Source organism: Citrobacter arsenatis, assembly GCF_004353845.1.
Lineage (GTDB): Bacteria > Pseudomonadota > Gammaproteobacteria > Enterobacterales > Enterobacteriaceae > Citrobacter > Citrobacter arsenatis.
Window position 1 is genome coordinate 370,953 of the sequence record NZ_CP037864.1, and the last position, 16,699, is coordinate 387,651.

General features: G+C 53.0%; 14 protein-coding genes. 10 read left to right on the forward strand and 4 right to left on the reverse strand.

What is annotated here, in order from left to right; translation table 11 throughout:
* The first annotated feature begins 44 nt into the window (after positions 1-44).
* The 4 genes from alr to E1B03_RS02740 all read left to right on the forward strand — a co-directional run bounded on the left by alr (position 45) and on the right by E1B03_RS02740 (position 3,891).
* Positions 45-1,124, forward strand: a complete 1,080-nt coding sequence (alr, locus tag E1B03_RS02725) for an alanine racemase (protein ID WP_103771844.1) — start codon at positions 45-47, stop codon at positions 1,122-1,124.
* 128 nt (positions 1,125-1,252) lie between these two features.
* Positions 1,253-2,446 (forward strand): aromatic amino acid transaminase, encoded by a 1,194-nt coding sequence (tyrB, locus tag E1B03_RS02730; protein ID WP_103771845.1) that lies wholly within the window; start codon positions 1,253-1,255, stop codon positions 2,444-2,446.
* A 247-nt stretch (positions 2,447-2,693) separates the two neighbouring features.
* Entirely contained in the window at positions 2,694-3,407 is a 714-nt protein-coding gene (gene aphA, locus E1B03_RS02735; protein ID WP_043018082.1) for an acid phosphatase AphA, read from the forward strand.
* A 127-nt stretch (positions 3,408-3,534) separates the two neighbouring features.
* Positions 3,535-3,891 carry an MmcQ/YjbR family DNA-binding protein gene (locus E1B03_RS02740; RefSeq protein WP_103771846.1) on the forward strand — a complete coding sequence of 119 codons (357 nt, stop codon included), beginning with the start codon at positions 3,535-3,537 and terminating at the stop codon, positions 3,889-3,891.
* Between the two features lie 377 nt (positions 3,892-4,268).
* Here the strand turns inward: E1B03_RS02740 and uvrA are convergent, their stop codons facing one another.
* Positions 4,269-7,091: an excinuclease ABC subunit UvrA gene (gene uvrA / locus E1B03_RS02745; RefSeq protein ID WP_133085649.1), complete on the reverse strand. Its 2,823-nt coding sequence runs from the start codon at positions 7,089-7,091 to the stop codon at positions 4,269-4,271.
* A 251-nt stretch (positions 7,092-7,342) separates the two neighbouring features.
* On the opposite strand from uvrA, the gene ssb1 reads away from it, so the two are divergent.
* Entirely contained in the window at positions 7,343-7,867 is a 525-nt protein-coding gene (ssb1, locus tag E1B03_RS02755) for a single-stranded DNA-binding protein SSB1 (RefSeq protein ID WP_003826621.1), read from the forward strand.
* A 66-nt stretch (positions 7,868-7,933) separates the two neighbouring features.
* Here ssb1 and E1B03_RS02760 read toward each other — a convergent pair whose 3' ends face one another.
* A complete protein-coding gene (locus tag E1B03_RS02760; protein ID WP_016155360.1) occupies positions 7,934-8,215 on the reverse strand; it encodes a YjcB family protein in 282 nt (93 codons plus the stop codon).
* Positions 8,216-8,766: 551 nt separating this feature from the next.
* Between E1B03_RS02760 and E1B03_RS02765 the strand changes: the two genes are divergently transcribed.
* Positions 8,767-10,353 (forward strand): EAL domain-containing protein, encoded by a 1,587-nt coding sequence (locus E1B03_RS02765; RefSeq protein WP_133085650.1) that lies wholly within the window; start codon positions 8,767-8,769, stop codon positions 10,351-10,353.
* A 2-nt stretch (positions 10,354-10,355) separates the two neighbouring features.
* Here the strand turns inward: E1B03_RS02765 and soxS are convergent, their stop codons facing one another.
* A complete protein-coding gene (soxS, locus tag E1B03_RS02770; protein WP_016155362.1) occupies positions 10,356-10,679 on the reverse strand; it encodes a superoxide response transcriptional regulator SoxS in 324 nt (107 codons plus the stop codon).
* Between the two features lie 86 nt (positions 10,680-10,765).
* Between soxS and soxR the strand changes: the two genes are divergently transcribed.
* The 4 genes from soxR to E1B03_RS02800 all read left to right on the forward strand — a co-directional run bounded on the left by soxR (position 10,766) and on the right by E1B03_RS02800 (position 15,584).
* Positions 10,766-11,224 (forward strand): redox-sensitive transcriptional activator SoxR, encoded by a 459-nt coding sequence (soxR, locus tag E1B03_RS02775; RefSeq protein WP_103771848.1) that lies wholly within the window; start codon positions 10,766-10,768, stop codon positions 11,222-11,224.
* A 580-nt stretch (positions 11,225-11,804) separates the two neighbouring features.
* Positions 11,805-13,154: a guanine/hypoxanthine transporter GhxP gene (gene ghxP / locus E1B03_RS02785; RefSeq protein WP_043018086.1), complete on the forward strand. Its 1,350-nt coding sequence runs from the start codon at positions 11,805-11,807 to the stop codon at positions 13,152-13,154.
* Between the two features lie 157 nt (positions 13,155-13,311).
* Complete coding sequence (locus E1B03_RS02795) at positions 13,312-14,958, forward strand: Na+/H+ antiporter (protein WP_103771850.1); 1,647 nt, start codon at positions 13,312-13,314, stop codon at positions 14,956-14,958.
* Between the two features lie 134 nt (positions 14,959-15,092).
* Positions 15,093-15,584: an REP-associated tyrosine transposase gene (locus E1B03_RS02800; RefSeq protein ID WP_133085652.1), complete on the forward strand. Its 492-nt coding sequence runs from the start codon at positions 15,093-15,095 to the stop codon at positions 15,582-15,584.
* A 164-nt stretch (positions 15,585-15,748) separates the two neighbouring features.
* Here the strand turns inward: E1B03_RS02800 and E1B03_RS02805 are convergent, their stop codons facing one another.
* Positions 15,749-16,639 carry a LysR family transcriptional regulator gene (locus tag E1B03_RS02805; RefSeq protein ID WP_133085653.1) on the reverse strand — a complete coding sequence of 297 codons (891 nt, stop codon included), beginning with the start codon at positions 16,637-16,639 and terminating at the stop codon, positions 15,749-15,751.
* Positions 16,640-16,699 lie beyond the last annotated feature (60 nt).

Genomic DNA, 16,699 nt, shown 5'->3' on the forward strand with positions numbered 1-16,699 from the left:
TGCAACACGAATGATTTAGGTGATTCTTTTATTAAGGAATACAAATGCAAGCGGCAACTGTAGTCATTAACCGCCGCGCTCTGCGACACAACCTGCAACGTCTGCGTGAACTGGCTCCAGCCAGTAAACTGGTTGCGGTCGTGAAAGCGAACGCCTACGGCCATGGTCTGTTAGAGACCGCGCGAACGCTCCCTGATGCGGACGCTTTTGGTGTCGCTCGTCTTGAAGAAGCCCTGCGGTTGCGAGGGGGAGGGATCACGCAGCCCATCCTGCTGCTGGAGGGATTTTTTGATGCCTCCGATCTACCGACAATCTCCGCGCAGCGTCTGCATACTGCCGTCCACAACCAGGAGCAACTTGAAGCCCTGGAAGCCGCAAAACTGGCTGAACCGGTCACCGTCTGGATGAAGCTCGACACGGGAATGCACCGCCTGGGCGTGCGTCCTGAGCAGGCCGAGGCGTTTTATCAACGCTTAACGCAATGTGAAAACGTGCGCCAGCCGGTCAATATCGTCAGCCACTTTGCACGCGCGGACGAGCCTGAGTGCGGCGCGACCGAAAAACAGCTCGATATCTTCAATAGTTTTTGCGCAGGCAAACCGGGGCAGCGTTCGATTGCCGCGTCGGGTGGTATTCTGCTGTGGCCGCAGTCCCACTTCGACTGGGCGCGTCCGGGGCTGATTCTGTATGGCGTATCGCCGTTGGAAAATCACTCTATTGGCGCCGATTTTGGCTGCCAGCCGGTGATGTCGCTGACCTCCAGCCTGATTGCGGTGCGTGAGCACAAAGCGGGCGAGCCGGTTGGCTATGGTGGAACCTGGCTGAGCGAGCGCGACACGCGTCTGGGCGTGGTGGCGATGGGCTATGGCGATGGTTATCCGCGCGCAGCGCCATCTGGGACACCAGTATTGGTTAATGGCCGTGAAGTACCGATCGTCGGTCGCGTCGCGATGGATATGATCTGCGTCGATTTAGGCCCCGAAGCACAGGACAAAGCGGGCGATTCGGTGATTCTGTGGGGCGAGGGCCTGCCTGTTGAACGTATTGCTGAAATGACGAAAGTAAGTGCTTACGAACTTATTACGCGCCTGACATCAAGGGTAGCGATGAAGTATATCGATTAACAGTATGAAGTGCCGGACAGGCGGTGACGCCGCCGTCCGGCAATATTCCTCTCAACATCCTCTCGATCTTCTCCCGCTTCCGGTTTATTGTGTTCTTAACCCCTGCCTGTAAACCTGGAGAACCACACGTGTTTCAAAAAGTTGACGCCTACGCTGGCGACCCGATTTTATCGCTCATGGAGCGTTTCAAAGAAGATTCACGTCGCGACAAAGTGAACCTCAGCATCGGCCTGTACTACAACGAAGACGGCATTATTCCTCAGCTTAAAGCGGTGGCGGAAGCGGAATCCCGACTTAATGCCAAACCGCATGGCGCTTCACTGTATCTGCCGATGGAAGGTCTGAACACCTATCGCCATACTATTGCACCGCTGTTGTTTGGCGCAGAGCATCCGGTTCTCCAGCAGCAGCGCGTCGCAACCATTCAAACGCTGGGCGGCTCCGGTGCGCTAAAGGTTGGCGCCGACTTTCTGAAACGCTATTTCCCTGATTCTGGCGTGTGGGTCAGCGATCCGACCTGGGAAAACCACATCGCGATTTTTGAAGGTGCTGGATTCGAAGTAAGTACTTACCCATGGTATGACGACACGACCAACGGCGTGCGTTTCAACGACCTGCTGGCCACGCTGAATACCTTACCGGCGCGCAGCATCGTACTGCTGCATCCGTGCTGCCATAACCCGACGGGCGCGGATTTAACTCCCGCGCAGTGGGATGGCGTTATTGAGATCCTGAAAGCTCGCGATCTAATCCCGTTCCTGGATATTGCTTACCAGGGTTTCGGCGGAGGAATGGAGGACGATGCCTACGCGATCCGCGCCATCGCCAGCGCCGGATTGCCTGCCCTGGTCAGCAACTCATTCTCGAAGATTTTCTCTTTGTACGGTGAGCGCGTCGGCGGACTGTCTGTGGTATGTGAAGACGCTGATGCCGCTAGCCGCGTGCTGGGGCAGCTAAAAGCGACGGTGCGTCGTAACTACTCCAGCCCGCCAAATTTTGGTGCGCAGGTGGTTGCCGCGGTGTTGGGTGATGACGCACTGAAAGCCAGCTGGCTGGCGGAAGTCGAAGAGATGCGTACCCGCATTCTGGCGATGCGCCAAGAGCTGGTTAACGTATTGAATGCGGAGATCCCTGGTCGTAACTTTGATTACCTGCTGCAACAGCGCGGGATGTTCAGCTATACCGGGCTTAGCGCCGCTCAGGTCGATCGCCTGCGCGATGAGTTCGGAGTGTACCTGATAGCCAGCGGTCGTATGTGCGTGGCCGGGTTGAATCACGGTAACGTGCAGCGCGTGGCGAAGGCATTTGCCGCCGTCATGTAATCGACTTTGTGTGTTGCCGGATGGCGGCGTAAACGCCTTATCCGGCCTACAAGGGGATATGGATTTTCGTTTGTAGGCCGATAACCGTAGCGCCATCAGGCACGCATTCCTGTGTGATCGTGCTCCTTTTCCAGGACAAAACCAGAGAAAATCCTTCCTTTCCCTTTCCCTAAGGGGTAAGGTCAGATAGTTTTTTGACCAGTTGTTAATAAAAAAATGATAACTAACTGACTACTTAGGGAAAAATATGCGCAAGTTTACGTTGGCACTGAGTGCCGTTTGTTTATTATTCACGTTAAATCAGCCAGCCCAGGCGTTAGTTTCCTCTCCTTCTCAGCTTAATCCTGGCACCAACGTTGCAAAACTCGCTGAGCAGGCCCCCATTCATTGGGTCTCTGTGGCACAAATTGAAAATAGCCTGACCGGACGTCCGCCGATGGCCGTCGGGTTTGATATCGATGACACCGTCCTCTTTTCCAGCCCGGGCTTCTGGCGCGGTAAAAAAACGTATTCCCCGGACAGTGAGGATTACCTGAAGAATCCGGCCTTCTGGGAAAAAATGAACAATGGCTGGGACGAATTCAGCATTCCAAAAGAAGTGGCGCGTCAGCTGATTGATATGCACGTGCGTCGCGGCGACAGTATCTTTTTCGTGACCGGGCGCAGCCAGACGAAGACCGAAACGGTGTCGAAAACGTTGTCTGATAACTTTCACATCCCGGCCGGCAATATGAATCCGGTCATTTTTGCCGGTGATAAGCCGGGTCAGAACACCAAAACGCAGTGGCTGCAGGATAAAAATGTCCGCATGTTCTACGGTGACTCTGATAACGACATCACCGCCGCTCGCGACGTGGGCATCCGTGGTATTCGTATTTTGCGCGCCTCTAACTCCACTTATAAACCGCTGCCGCAGGCCGGTGCGTTTGGTGAAGAGGTGATCGTCAACTCAGAGTATTAAGGACGCTGGCTGCGGGGTGCTGTTTTTTTAAACAAATTTGCATTGCTGGCTTTTACCTTTTGCGGACTTGCTGCACACTGAATAAAAGATGTTCTCATTAGGCAACATGCTGGTAAGGGGAATAAAGATGACGAATTCGGAGTTGCTGCAATACTGCATGGCAAAAACGGGCGCGGAGCAGAGCGTTCACAGCGACTGGAAGGCCACACAAATCAAAGTCGAAGATGTGCTCTTTGCCATGGTAAAAGAGGTGGAAGAACGCCCGGCGGTGTCTCTGAAAACCAGCCCGGAGCTGGCAGAGCTGTTACGTCAGCAGCATAGCGATGTACGGCCAAGCCGGCATCTCAATAAGGCGCACTGGAGTACGGTGTATCTGGACGGCTCGCTGCCGGATTCACAGATTTATTATCTGGTAGACGCTTCATATCAGCAGGCTGTAAACACGCTGCCGGAAGATAAACGCCGGACACTTGCGCAGCCCTGATCCGTTTCGCCGGATGCGGCGCAAGCCCTTATCCGGCCTACAAGCTTTATGCCTGGTCTGTCGTTTCGTAGGCCTGATAAGCGCAGCGCCATCAGGATAACTACTGCCGGATGCGGCGCAAGCGCCTTATCCGGCCTACAAGCTTTATGTCTGTCTGTCGTTTCGTAGGCCTGATAAGCGCAGCGCCATCAGGATAACTACTGCCGGATGCGGTGCAAGCGCCTTATCCGGCCTACAAGCTTTATGCCTGGTCTGTCGTTTCGTAGGCCTGATAAGCGCAGCGCCATCAGGATAACTCCTGCCGAATGCGGCGCAAGCGCCTTATCTGACCTACAAGCAATTATGCATATTCTGTAGGCCAGACAAGTGTTGCGCAATTACAACAGCGGCTTGAGGAAACGGGCCGTGTGTGAGGCTTCACATTCAGCGACCGTTTCTGGCGTACCGGAGACCAGTATTTCCCCGCCGCCGCTGCCGCCTTCCGGACCAAGGTCGACAATCCAGTCCGCCGTTTTAATCACGTCCAGATTGTGTTCAATCACCACGATGGTGTTGCCCTGATCGCGCAACTGATGCAACACGTCCAGCAACTGCTGAATATCCGCAAAATGCAGGCCGGTGGTCGGCTCATCGAGAATATATAGCGTTTGCCCGGTACCGCGTTTTGACAGCTCGCGCGCCAGCTTCACACGCTGCGCCTCACCGCCCGAGAGCGTGGTAGCGGACTGACCCAGTCGAATGTACGTCAGGCCAACGTCCATCAGCGTTTGCAGCTTACGCGCCAGCGCCGGAACGGCATCGAAGAATTCACGCGCTTCTTCAATCGTCATATCCAGCACTTCGTGGATGGTCTTGCCCTTGTATTTAATCTCCAGCGTTTCGCGGTTATATCGCTTGCCTTTACACTGATCGCACGGCACGTAGATATCCGGCAGGAAGTGCATTTCGACTTTAATCACACCGTCGCCCTGACAGGCTTCGCAGCGCCCACCACGGACATTAAAGCTGAAACGCCCCGGAGTGTAACCGCGAGCACGCGATTCCGGCACACCGGCAAACAGTTCGCGCACTGGCGTAAACACGCCGGTGTAGGTTGCCGGGTTAGAGCGCGGCGTACGGCCAATCGGGCTTTGGTCAATGTCGATCACTTTGTCGAAATGTTCCAGGCCCTGAACATCGCGATACGGCGCAGGTTCAGCCAGCGTGGCGCCGTTCAGCGCCGTCTGCGCAATCGGGAACAGCGTGTCGTTAATCAGCGTTGATTTACCCGAGCCGGAAACACCGGTAATGCAGGTAAACAAGCCAACCGGCAGCGTCAGGGTGACATCTTTCAGGTTATTGCCGTGCGCGCCGGTGAGCTTCAGCACTTTCTCTGGGTCAGCCGCCACGCGCTGTTTCGGCACTTCAATCTTGCGCTTCCCGCTCATGTACTGGCCGGTCAGTGACTCAGGCACCGCCATGATATCTTTGAGCGTACCTTCGGCAACCACCTGACCGCCGTGAACGCCAGCGCCGGGGCCGATATCGATAACGTGGTCGGCAGCGCGGATCGCATCTTCATCGTGCTCAACCACAATAACGGTATTACCCAGATTACGCAGGTGGATAAGCGTACCCAGCAGACGCTCGTTATCGCGCTGATGCAGACCGATAGACGGTTCATCCAGTACGTACATAACGCCGACCAGACCGGCGCCGATCTGGCTTGCCAGACGGATACGCTGAGCTTCACCGCCGGAGAGCGTTTCTGCCGAACGCGACAGCGTCAGGTAGTTGAGGCCGACGTTGACCAGGAACTTCAGACGATCGCCAATCTCTTTGAGAATTTTCTCTGCAATCTTCGCGCGCTGGCCCGCAAGCTTCAGGTTGTTAAAGAAATCCATCGCATGACCGATGCTCATATCGGAAATCGCGGGCAGCGGCGTATTTTCAACAAATACGTGGCGGGCTTCCCGCCGTAACCGCGTCCCTTCACAGCTGGCGCATGGTCGGTTGCTGATGAATTTGGCAAGTTCTTCACGTACCGCGCTGGATTCCGTCTCTTTATAACGGCGCTCCATATTGTGCAACACGCCTTCGAACGGATGGCGACGTACGGAGGTATCACCGCGATCGTTCATATATTTAAATTCGATATTCTCTTTACCTGAACCGTACAGCACCACTTTATGCACGGTAGGGTTCAGGCTGGCCCATGGGGCTTCGACATCGAACTTATAGTGTTCCGCCAGTGACTTAAGCATCTGGAAGTAATAGAAGTTGCGGCGATCCCAGCCGCGAATAGCGCCGCCAGCTAGCGAGAGTTCCGGGTTTTGGATCACCCGATCAGGATCGAAATACTGCTGCACGCCGAGGCCGTCGCAGGTTGGGCACGCGCCTGCTGGGTTGTTAAACGAGAACAGACGTGGTTCCAGCTCGCGCATACTGTAGCCGCAGATTGGGCAGGCGAAGTTGGCGGAGAACAGCAGTTCTTCCGCTTTCGGGTCGTCCATATCGGCGACCACAGCCGTACCGCCGGACAGTTCCAGCGCGGTTTCAAAGGATTCGGCCAGTCGCTGGGTGAGGTCGTCGCGTACTTTAAAGCGGTCAATCACCACTTCGATGGTGTGTTTCTTTTGCAGTTCAAGCTTGGGCGGATCGGAAAGGTCGCATACTTCACCGTCGATACGGGCGCGGATATAACCCTGGCCCGCCAGGTTTTCCAGCGTTTTGGTGTGCTCGCCTTTTCGCTCTTTAATTACCGGTGCCAGCAGCATCAGACGCTTGCCTTCCGGTTGCGACAGAACGTTGTCCACCATCTGGCTAACGGTCTGTGCCGCCAGGGGAACGTCGTGATCCGGGCAGCGTGGCTCGCCAACGCGGGCAAACAGCAGACGCAGATAGTCGTGAATTTCGGTAATCGTACCTACCGTGGATCGCGGGTTGTGGGACGTCGATTTTTGTTCAATTGAGATGGCGGGAGACAGCCCCTCAATGTGGTCGACATCCGGCTTTTCCATCAGCGACAGAAACTGACGCGCGTACGCGGAAAGGGATTCAACGTAACGACGCTGCCCTTCGGCATACAAGGTGTCGAAAGCGAGCGAAGATTTGCCTGAGCCCGAAAGCCCGGTGACGACAATCAGCTTGTCGCGCGGGATGACGAGGTTGATGTTTTTGAGATTATGGGTGCGGGCGCCCCGAACTTCGATCTTATCCATTCATCTTTCCCGGATTAAACGCTTTTTTGCCTGGCTGCATGGTGCTACCGGCGATCACAAACGGTTAATTATGACACAACCTAACCTGAATGGATATACAGTATTGGAATGCAAAACGCATGTGCTTGTGCAACAATGTTTGTCGGGGGTTGTTTACTGGAATCGATCTCGCAACGTAGTAAAAGCGCTATTGGAAATGCTACAATCCCGCGCTTACACTTATTCAGTAACGTTTTTCAGGAGACACGATCATGGCCAGCAGAGGCGTAAACAAGGTGATTCTCGTCGGTAATCTGGGCCAGGACCCGGAAGTACGCTATATGCCGAATGGTGGCGCAGTTGCCAACATTACGCTGGCTACTTCCGAATCCTGGCGTGATAAAGCGACCGGCGAAATGAAAGAGCAGACTGAATGGCACCGCGTTGTGCTGTTTGGCAAACTGGCGGAAGTGGCCAGCGAATATCTGCGTAAAGGTTCCCAGGTCTATATCGAAGGTCAACTGCGTACCCGCAAATGGACCGATCAGTCTGGCGTAGAAAAATACACCACTGAAGTTGTGGTTAACGTTGGCGGCACCATGCAAATGCTGGGCGGTCGTCAGGGTGGTGGTGCTCCGGCAGGTGGCGGCCAGCAGCAGGGTGGTTGGGGTCAGCCTCAGCAGCCGCAGGGTGGCAATCAGTTCAGCGGCGGCGCGCAGTCTCGCCCGCAGCAGTCAGCTCCGGCAGCGCCGTCTAACGAGCCGCCGATGGATTTCGACGACGATATTCCGTTCTAATCCCTCTGCTCTTCGCTGAAAATTATGGCTACCTCAGGTTTGGGGTAGCCATATTCAATTCTGTTATCAGTTCAACACCATCGGCCAGTCTGGCGGTGTGTGGCTCATCACTTCAACCATCACTGTTTCAATATTCTTCCAGATTGCGGACATATCCACCAGGGTTATGCCGAGTAATCCGGTCGCAAACCAGCAGGCAAAAACCAGCCCTAAACCGCTGCTAATGACGGCCAGGCCAATATAATCTGATTTACGAAAACGGATATTGAGCGTACTGGCTAAAAACATCAGCACCGCACTGAGTAATTGCCACCGCAGAAGAACCACGCCAGTTGTTATCGTTGCCATTAAAAACGTCCTCAGAAAGTCTGGATGCCCAGGACAGCGCGGGGGTGTTCACCGAGGGTGTAGTACTCTGGCTATCGACGGGCAATAACATGAATGAAACATTGTTTCTGTTACATGATTTTTGTGAACTATATCACATATGCTCGTTTGTTCACCAGTAGTGGCCGTAATTTTTGCAGGGTGATAACCATGATTTTTGTGTGGCTATATTCAAAGAAGCAATGATACTAAATAATCAATCTCAAAGGTGCATTTACGCTACTTGTTTAATTTATCCTAAATTAATCGTTAAAAAAATTTAATGAATTTCTTAAACACAACCAGGATAGTGCTCATAAAAAATTACTTCTTGGGGATAATAACGTTATGAAATAAGCATAACTTTAAGTTTGCCTTACGTAAAAATAATATCATCATCAACTATTATCAGATTTTTACATAGAGAAGTCTGTTGCTAATACTGGTAGATTCATGCAACTTAATCAGTCGGTGTTTATAGCATCCTGCCTTAATGGGTTCTGGCATATACGAAACAGGGAAATAGGGCTGACATGAATCACAGTACACGACGCAAGATGCTGAAGTTCCTCGGAACATTCATGGTGGTATTGCTCCCCGTGGTGCTGGCGTTATGGTTTGCTCAAATCCGTGCAATGTCCGAAACCCGTAATCAACTTCGCTCCTTTGCTCAACTGGTGTTAAATAAAACTGAATTGGTGATCCAACAAGCCGATTTAGCGCGTGATATGGCCCAATTGTATCAGGGTAAGATGTGTACCCCGGCACATCAGAAAAGTATGTTAAATATTATTCGTGGCCGTTTATATATCAGCGAGCTAATTTATGCGCAGGGCGATCATTTTTTGTGCTCTACGTCGATGGTACCGCCTGCCACCTATATTATGCCGACTGCCGACTATAAACGTACGCCAGACATCTCCATCTATTACTATCGTGATACTCCCTTTTTCGCTGGTTACCGAATGACGTATATGCAACGGGGAAACTACGTTGTCGTCATTAACCCATTATCTTACAGCGAAGTGATGTCAGATGATCCGGATCTGTCCTGGGGCGTGTACGACACGGTAACGGATACCTTTTTCTCTGCCAGCGAAGGTGCGCCTATTGCGCAATTATTGTCGTTGGTGCGAGGTGAAGCTTCGACTTTCCAGTTGGACGAGCGCTTCTATACCATAGTGCATTCAGAAAAACGCCCGATTGCGATTATTGTGTCGACTTCAGGCGAGCGCGTAAGTCAGATTTTTTATCACGAGGCGGTATTAACGATTCCTTTCGGGATTATCTGCAGCATCCTGATACTGCTAATGTGGTGGCGCACGCGTCAGGAATACTTATCTCCTCGCCGCTTGTTAAAACGCGCAATCAAAAAACGTCAACTGCGTCTGCACTACCAGCCGATCATTGATATCAAAAACGGTCAGTGCGTTGGGGCTGAGGCTCTGCTGCGCTGGCCGGGCTGTAATGGTGAAGTGATGAGCCCGACCGAGTTTATTCCGCTGGCTGAAAAAGAGGGAATGATTGAGCGCATCACGGATTATGTCGTTGAAGAGGTGTTCAACGATTTAGGCTATTTTCTGTCGGCGCATCCTCAACTTTATATCTCGATAAACCTGTCTGCTTCTGATTTTCATTCATCCCGGCTCATTGCGCTGATTACCGACAAAAACCGTGAGTGCTCGGTGGCGGCCCAGCAAATTAAAGTCGAGGTAACGGAGCGTGGGTTTATTGATATAGATAAAATGACCCCGGTAATCCAGGCGTTTCGCCAGGCGGGTTATGAAGTGGCGTTTGATGATTTTGGCACGGGATATTCCAATCTACATAATTTGTCCGCGTTGAATATTGATATCCTGAAGATCGACAAATCGTTTATCAGCACTTTGTCCAGTAACAGCACCAGTCACCTGATTGCCGAACATATCATCGAAATGGCGCAAAGCTTACACCTGAAGACGATTGCAGAAGGGGTGGAAACGATCGAGCAAATCGAGTGGCTACGCGAACGTGGTGTACAGTATTGTCAGGGCTGGTATTTTGCGAAGGCGCTACCGCCGCAGGAGTTCATACACTGGGTACAACGGTCGCCCGCCATACTGACGCAAAGCGGGCAATAATCTTACAGGCGGTGGCGGTAGTCGCTGGGGGTACGGTCAAACTCGCGGCGAAACACGCGCGAGAAGGTTTGTTGCGATACATAACCAAGATCCATCGCGATATCGAAAATAGGTCGCTCAGTCGTTCGCAGTTCAACGGCGGCCAGTAAAAGTCGACGCTGGCGGATATAGTCTCCCAACGTCTGGCGCATCACCGTGCGGAACATTCTCTGTAAATACCACTTCGAGTAACCTGATTTTTTCGCCACCGCCTCAATGTTCAGTGGCTGATCGATATGGTCGTCAATCCATTCAATAAGGGTCTGAATAATCTGCTGATGGGACATAGGGCTGCCTCTTTCTCAGTATTCGATTCGTCGTTTTGTCTGCGGGCGAGTATAATTCCTCAAGTTAACTTGAGGTAAAGCGATTTATGGAAAAGAAATTACCCCGGATAAAAGCGTTGCTCACGCCAGGTGAAGTCGCCAGGCGTAGCGGCGTGGCGGTATCAACCCTGCATTTCTATGAAAGCAAAGGGTTAATCAGCAGTATGCGCAACAGCGGCAATCAGCGCCGATATAAACGAGATGTGTTGCGTTACGTGGCGATTATAAAAATTGCTCAACGTATCGGGATCCCGCTGTCCACGATCGGTGACGCGCTCGGTGTATTACCTGAAGGACATTCCCTCAGTGCTAAAGAGTGGAAACAGCTCTCTTCGCAATGGCGTGAAGAGTTGGACCGACGCATTCATACTCTGGTGGCGCTACGCGATGAACTGGATGGATGTATTGGTTGCGGTTGTTTGTCGCGCAGCGATTGCCCGTTGCGTAACCCTGGCGATCAGCTTGGCGAGCAGGGGACCGGGGCGCGCCTGCTGGAAGATGATTGATTGGTATAAAACTAAAGCGCCACAGAGGGCGCTTTAGTTTGGTTCCGGTCTTTGTCTTTCACTCTATCCCGCTGGTTCACGGGAGGGTTTCCCCCGACATCAACACCCCTCAGTCGAGCACATTAGGGGAGGTTCCGGCCTGTGTTGATAATGTAAGTGTAAGCCACCTCTCTCCATTTGCCAGTGAAATGATGATTTTTTAGCCAAAAAATTTCCCGCATCTTCACCTGTTTTCTTGCGCGAGTTGCGCGAAATAGGCACTCCGATGTTGTAATAACTCCGCGAAATTTGTTGCCAAATTGCGCATTGACGATAACGTTTGCGCATCGACTGATTATTTATTGCGCGTTATAAGAAGAAATGAGTAAAAAGCGGCAAAGTTCGGTTGAAAACCAGCGTAAGATCGCTGGATAATCGTTTGCTTTTTTTACCACCCGTTTTTTATGCGCGGAGCTAAACGTTTGCTTTTTTGCGACACCCCTATTGACGCAAACCTGGCACATGGAGAAAACGTTTAGCAGGCAGTGGATTGTCCAGCACGCATAATGACGAAAAAATAAACTCTCAGGGGATGTTTTCTATGTCTACGCCTTCAGCGCGTACCGGCGGCTCACTCGACGCCTGGTTTAAAATTTCGCTCCGCGGCAGTACCGTTCGTCAGGAAGTCGTTGCCGGATTAACGACCTTCCTGGCCATGGTCTACTCCGTTATCGTAGTTCCGGGGATGCTGGGGAAAGCTGGTTTCCCGCCTGCCGCTGTATTTGTGGCGACCTGTCTGGTCGCGGGCGTCGGTTCTATTGTGATGGGGCTGTGGGCAAATCTGCCGCTGGCGATTGGCTGTGCCATTTCTCTGACCGCGTTTACCGCATTCAGTCTGGTACTGGGCCAACATATCAGCGTGCCCGTTGCTCTCGGCGCAGTATTCCTGATGGGTGTCCTGTTTACCATCATCTCCGCGACTGGTATTCGTAGCTGGATCCTGCGCAATCTACCGCAGGGAGTTGCGCACGGTACGGGGATTGGTATCGGCCTGTTCCTGCTGCTGATTGCGGCAAACGGCGTTGGTCTGGTGATTAAAAACCCGCTGGACGGCCTGCCGGTTGCGCTGGGCGACTTCGATACCTTCCCGGTGATCATGTCGCTGATTGGTCTGGCGGTGATTATTGGTCTCGAAAAACTGAAAGTACCGGGCGGCATCCTGCTGACCATTATCGGTATTTCCATCGTCGGCCTGATTTTTGACCCAGCCGTACATTTCTCCGGTATTTTTGCCATGCCGTCGCTGAGTGACGAGAATGGTAACTCGCTGATTGGCAGCCTGGATATTATGGGCGCGCTGAATCCGATCGTACTGCCGAGCGTGCTGGCGCTGGTCATGACCGCTGTCTTCGATGCGACCGGAACCATCCGCGCGGTGGCCGGACAGGCGAACCTGCTGGATAAAGACGGACAGATTATTGACGGTGGCAAAGCGCTGACCACCGACTCACTGAGCAGCGTGTTCTCTGGTCTGGTGGGGGCTGCTCCGGCGGCAGTTTATATTGAATCCGCAGCGGGTACGGCGGCAGGCGGTAAAACCGGTCTGACGGCGATCACCGTTGGCGTACTGTTCCTGCTGATCCTGTTCCTTTCTCCGCTCTCTTATCTTGTTCCTGTGTACGCAACGGCGCCTGCGCTGATGTATGTGGGTCTGTTGATGCTGAGCAACGTCGCGAAAATCGACTTTGCTGACTTTGTCGACGCTATGGCGGGACTGGTAACGGCCGTATTTATCGTGCTGACCTGTAACATCGTTACCGGCATTATGATTGGCTTTGCTACCCTGGTGATTGGCCGTATCGTCTCTGGCGAATGGCGCAAATTGAACATCGGTACGGTGGTCATTGCCATCGCGCTGGTGGCCTTCTACGCTGGTGGTTGGGCTATCTGATCCTCATCCGCTGAAGATCCTTAAAACGGGTGGCTTTGGCCGCCCGTTTTTATTTTCAGAACACACTCGTTGTCTTTTGCGTTACTCTCAAGTAGATAGAATTGAGGCACGACGCCTCTCATTAGCAATCATAAGAAACATCGCAAACAGGGAACGCATGGAAATCTTTTTCACCATACTCATCATGACCCTTGTGGTCTCGCTGTCGGGGGTATTTACTCGCGTATTGCCCTTCCAACTCCCTTTACCCCTTATGCAGATCGCCATCGGCGCCTTGCTGGCGTGGCCGACGTTTGGTTTGCATGTGGAATTCGATCCTGAGCTGTTTCTGGTTCTCTTCATCCCGCCACTGCTCTTTGCCGATGGTTGGAAGACGCCAACACGTGAGTTTCTCGAGCACGGGCGAGAGATCTTCGGCCTTGCGCTGGCGCTGGTGCTGGTCACGGTGGTCGGGATTGGCTTTATGATTTACTGGCTGGTGCCGGGGATCCCTCTCATCCCGGCCTTTGCGCTGGCCGCCGTCCTGTCACCAACCGATGCCGTGGCGCTTTCCGGCATTGTGGGGGAGGGACGCATACCGAAGAAAATTATGGGTATTCTGCAGGGCGAAGCGTTGATGAACGATGCCTCCGGCCTGGTGTCATTAAAATTTGCCGTCGCCGTGGCGATGGGCACGATGGTGTTTACCGTTGGTGGCGCAACGCTTGAATTCTTCAAGGTTGCGATTGGCGGTATCCTGGCCGGTTTTGTCGTCAGTTGGTTGTACGGGCGCTCCCTGCGTTTTCTCAGCCGCTGGGGTGGCGATGAACCGGCAACGCAAATCGTTCTGCTGTTCCTGCTGCCGTTTGCGTCTTACCTGATTGCGGAACACATTGGTGTCTCCGGCATCCTCGCGGCGGTCGCTGCCGGGATGACGATTACCCGTTCCGGGGTGATGCGTCGCGCGCCGCTGGCGATGCGTTTGCGTGCTAACAGTACCTGGGCGATGCTGGAGTTTGTGTTTAACGGTATGGTGTTCTTGCTGTTAGGGCTGCAGTTGCCGGGCATTCTGGAGTCTTCTTTGGCAGCGGCAGAAGCTGACCCGAATGTTGAAATCTGGATGCTGTTTACCGATATCGTGCTGATTTACGTGGCGCTGATGCTGGTACGTTTTGGCTGGTTGTGGACCATGAAGAAGTTCAGCCTGCGCTTCCTGAAGAAAAAACCGATGGAGTTTGGATCCTGGACGACGCGTGAAATCCTGATTGCCTCGTTTGCGGGCGTGCGTGGGGCGATTACCCTCGCCGGTGTGCTCTCCATTCCGCTGTTGCTACCGGATGGTAGCGGCTTCCCGGCGCGATATGAGCTGATCTTCCTGGCCGCGGGCGTGATTCTGTTCTCGCTGTTTGTTGGCGTGGTGATGTTGCCGATTCTGCTACAGCATCTGGAAGTGGCAGACCATTCGCAGCAGCAGAAAGAGGAACGTATTGCCCGCGCAGCTACGGCGGAAGTGGCGATTGTCGCCATCCAGAAAATGGAGGAGCGTCTGGCTGCGGACAGCGAAGAGAACATCGATAACCAGTTGCTCACCGAGGTGAGTTCACGTGTCATCGGTAACCTGCGTCGACGCGCCGACGGACGCAACGACGTGGAAAGCTCGATGCAGGAAGAAAACCTCGAGCGACGTTTCCGTCTGGCAGCGCTGCGCTCAGAGCGCGCGGAGCTTTATCACCTGCGCGCCACGCGGGAAATCAGCAATGAGACGCTGCAAAAGCTGCTGCACGATCTGGATTTGCTGGAAGCGTTGTTGATCGAGAACCAATAAACGGGTGTGCCTGATGGCGCGCAGCCGCTGCAAAAAATTATTCATCGTGTAATTTGCGAGCGGCTTTCCTGAATGAATCCATCTCTCTTGTCGATTCCCTCTTTTCTCCATACGGTTGAGGAAAGGGGGGAAACATGTCCAACTATCGACGAAATTATATCAATGGGGGAACCTGGTTTTTTACGGTGAACCTACAGGACCGTCGAAGCCATCTTCTGACAGCCAACATTCACGCGCTTCGTTGTGCAATCGCTGCGGTCAAAACGGCTAGACCATTTCGGATCAATGCGTGGGTCGTATTACCGGAGCATATGCATTGTATATGGACGTTACCTGACAATGATGCGGATTTTTCCTCTCGCTGGCGGGACATTAAGAAGCATTTCACCCACTCATTGTCTGCACGACATATCTGGCAATCTCGCTTTTGGGAGCACACCATCCGTGATGAGCACGATTATCGCCAGCATGTTGATTATATTTACATTAACCCGGTGAAGCACTGTTGGGTTAAACAGGTACATGCCTGGCCATTTTCAACATTTCATCGCGACGTGAGGCGTGGTTTGTACCCGCAAAATTGGGCCGGTGAAATAATGGATTTTAATGTGGGAGAACGTGCCTGATGCGCTACGCTTATCAGGCCTACAAAACCGGTAATAGCGATGTAGGCCGGATAAGGCGTTAGCCGCATCCGGCGAAGATTGTACCTGATGCGCTACGCTTATCAGGCCTACAAAATCGGTAATCGCGATGTAGGCCGGATAAGGCGTTAGCCGCATCCGGCATTTTATGACTCTTGCGTTAGCCAAAATCCTTCACAACATTTGAGCCACGCCTGGGCGCTGTGCGACAGATATACGCCATCACGCCAAATCATTCCTAACTGCCAGCGTAAATCGCTCTCCAGGGGGATCCAGCGCAGCGTTTGCTTATCCAGGCGCTGGCAAATAGGTTCCGGTAAAATGGCGATCCCGACTCCGGCTTGCACCATTGCCGCCAGAAAATCCCACTGCCCGCTGCGTACCGCGATGCGGGGCTTAACGTTGTGCTGGCTAAAAAGCTCAAGCAATTGGCGGCTCAACGCGAAATCTTCGTTATAGATAAGCAGCGGATGTTCCGCTAAAGCCTCAGGGGAAATGGAGTCGCATGTTGTCCATTGACCGGAGCGGGGGACCAGCACGCACAGCGGATGGCTAAAAAGCGGTAAGGTTGCCAGACCGCTCTCTTCTTCAACCGGCAGCGCGGTCATCGCGACATCCAGATCGCCATTCATCACCGCCTGCTGGACGGTTAAGCCGCCAAATTCAGATACCTTCAGCTCAACGCCAGGATAGCGCTGGCGAAACAGGCTGATAGGCCCGGCCATCAACATACCGACCATGGGCGGGATACCGAGGCGCAGCACGCCCTTGTTGAGGTGATTAATGTCGCTGAGTTCTGCTTCGAGCTGGCGAAACTCGGCAAGGATCGCCAGACCACGTTCGAAAACGACCTGCCCGGTATCGGTTAACAACAGCCGCCGACCGTCGCGGATTAACAGCGTGCAGTTAAGCTCGTCTTCAAGGTTCTTCAACATCTTGCTGATGGTGGGTTGGGTGACAAAAAGCTTCTCCGCTGCGCGGGTAAAGCTCTGCTGACGAACTACCTCAACAAAATAGCGCAGCGTTCTGATATCCATGATTATTCCTTAAGACTATGCCTGCAATGAGTTTAATTCATTTCAGTCCTGCATGGTGGC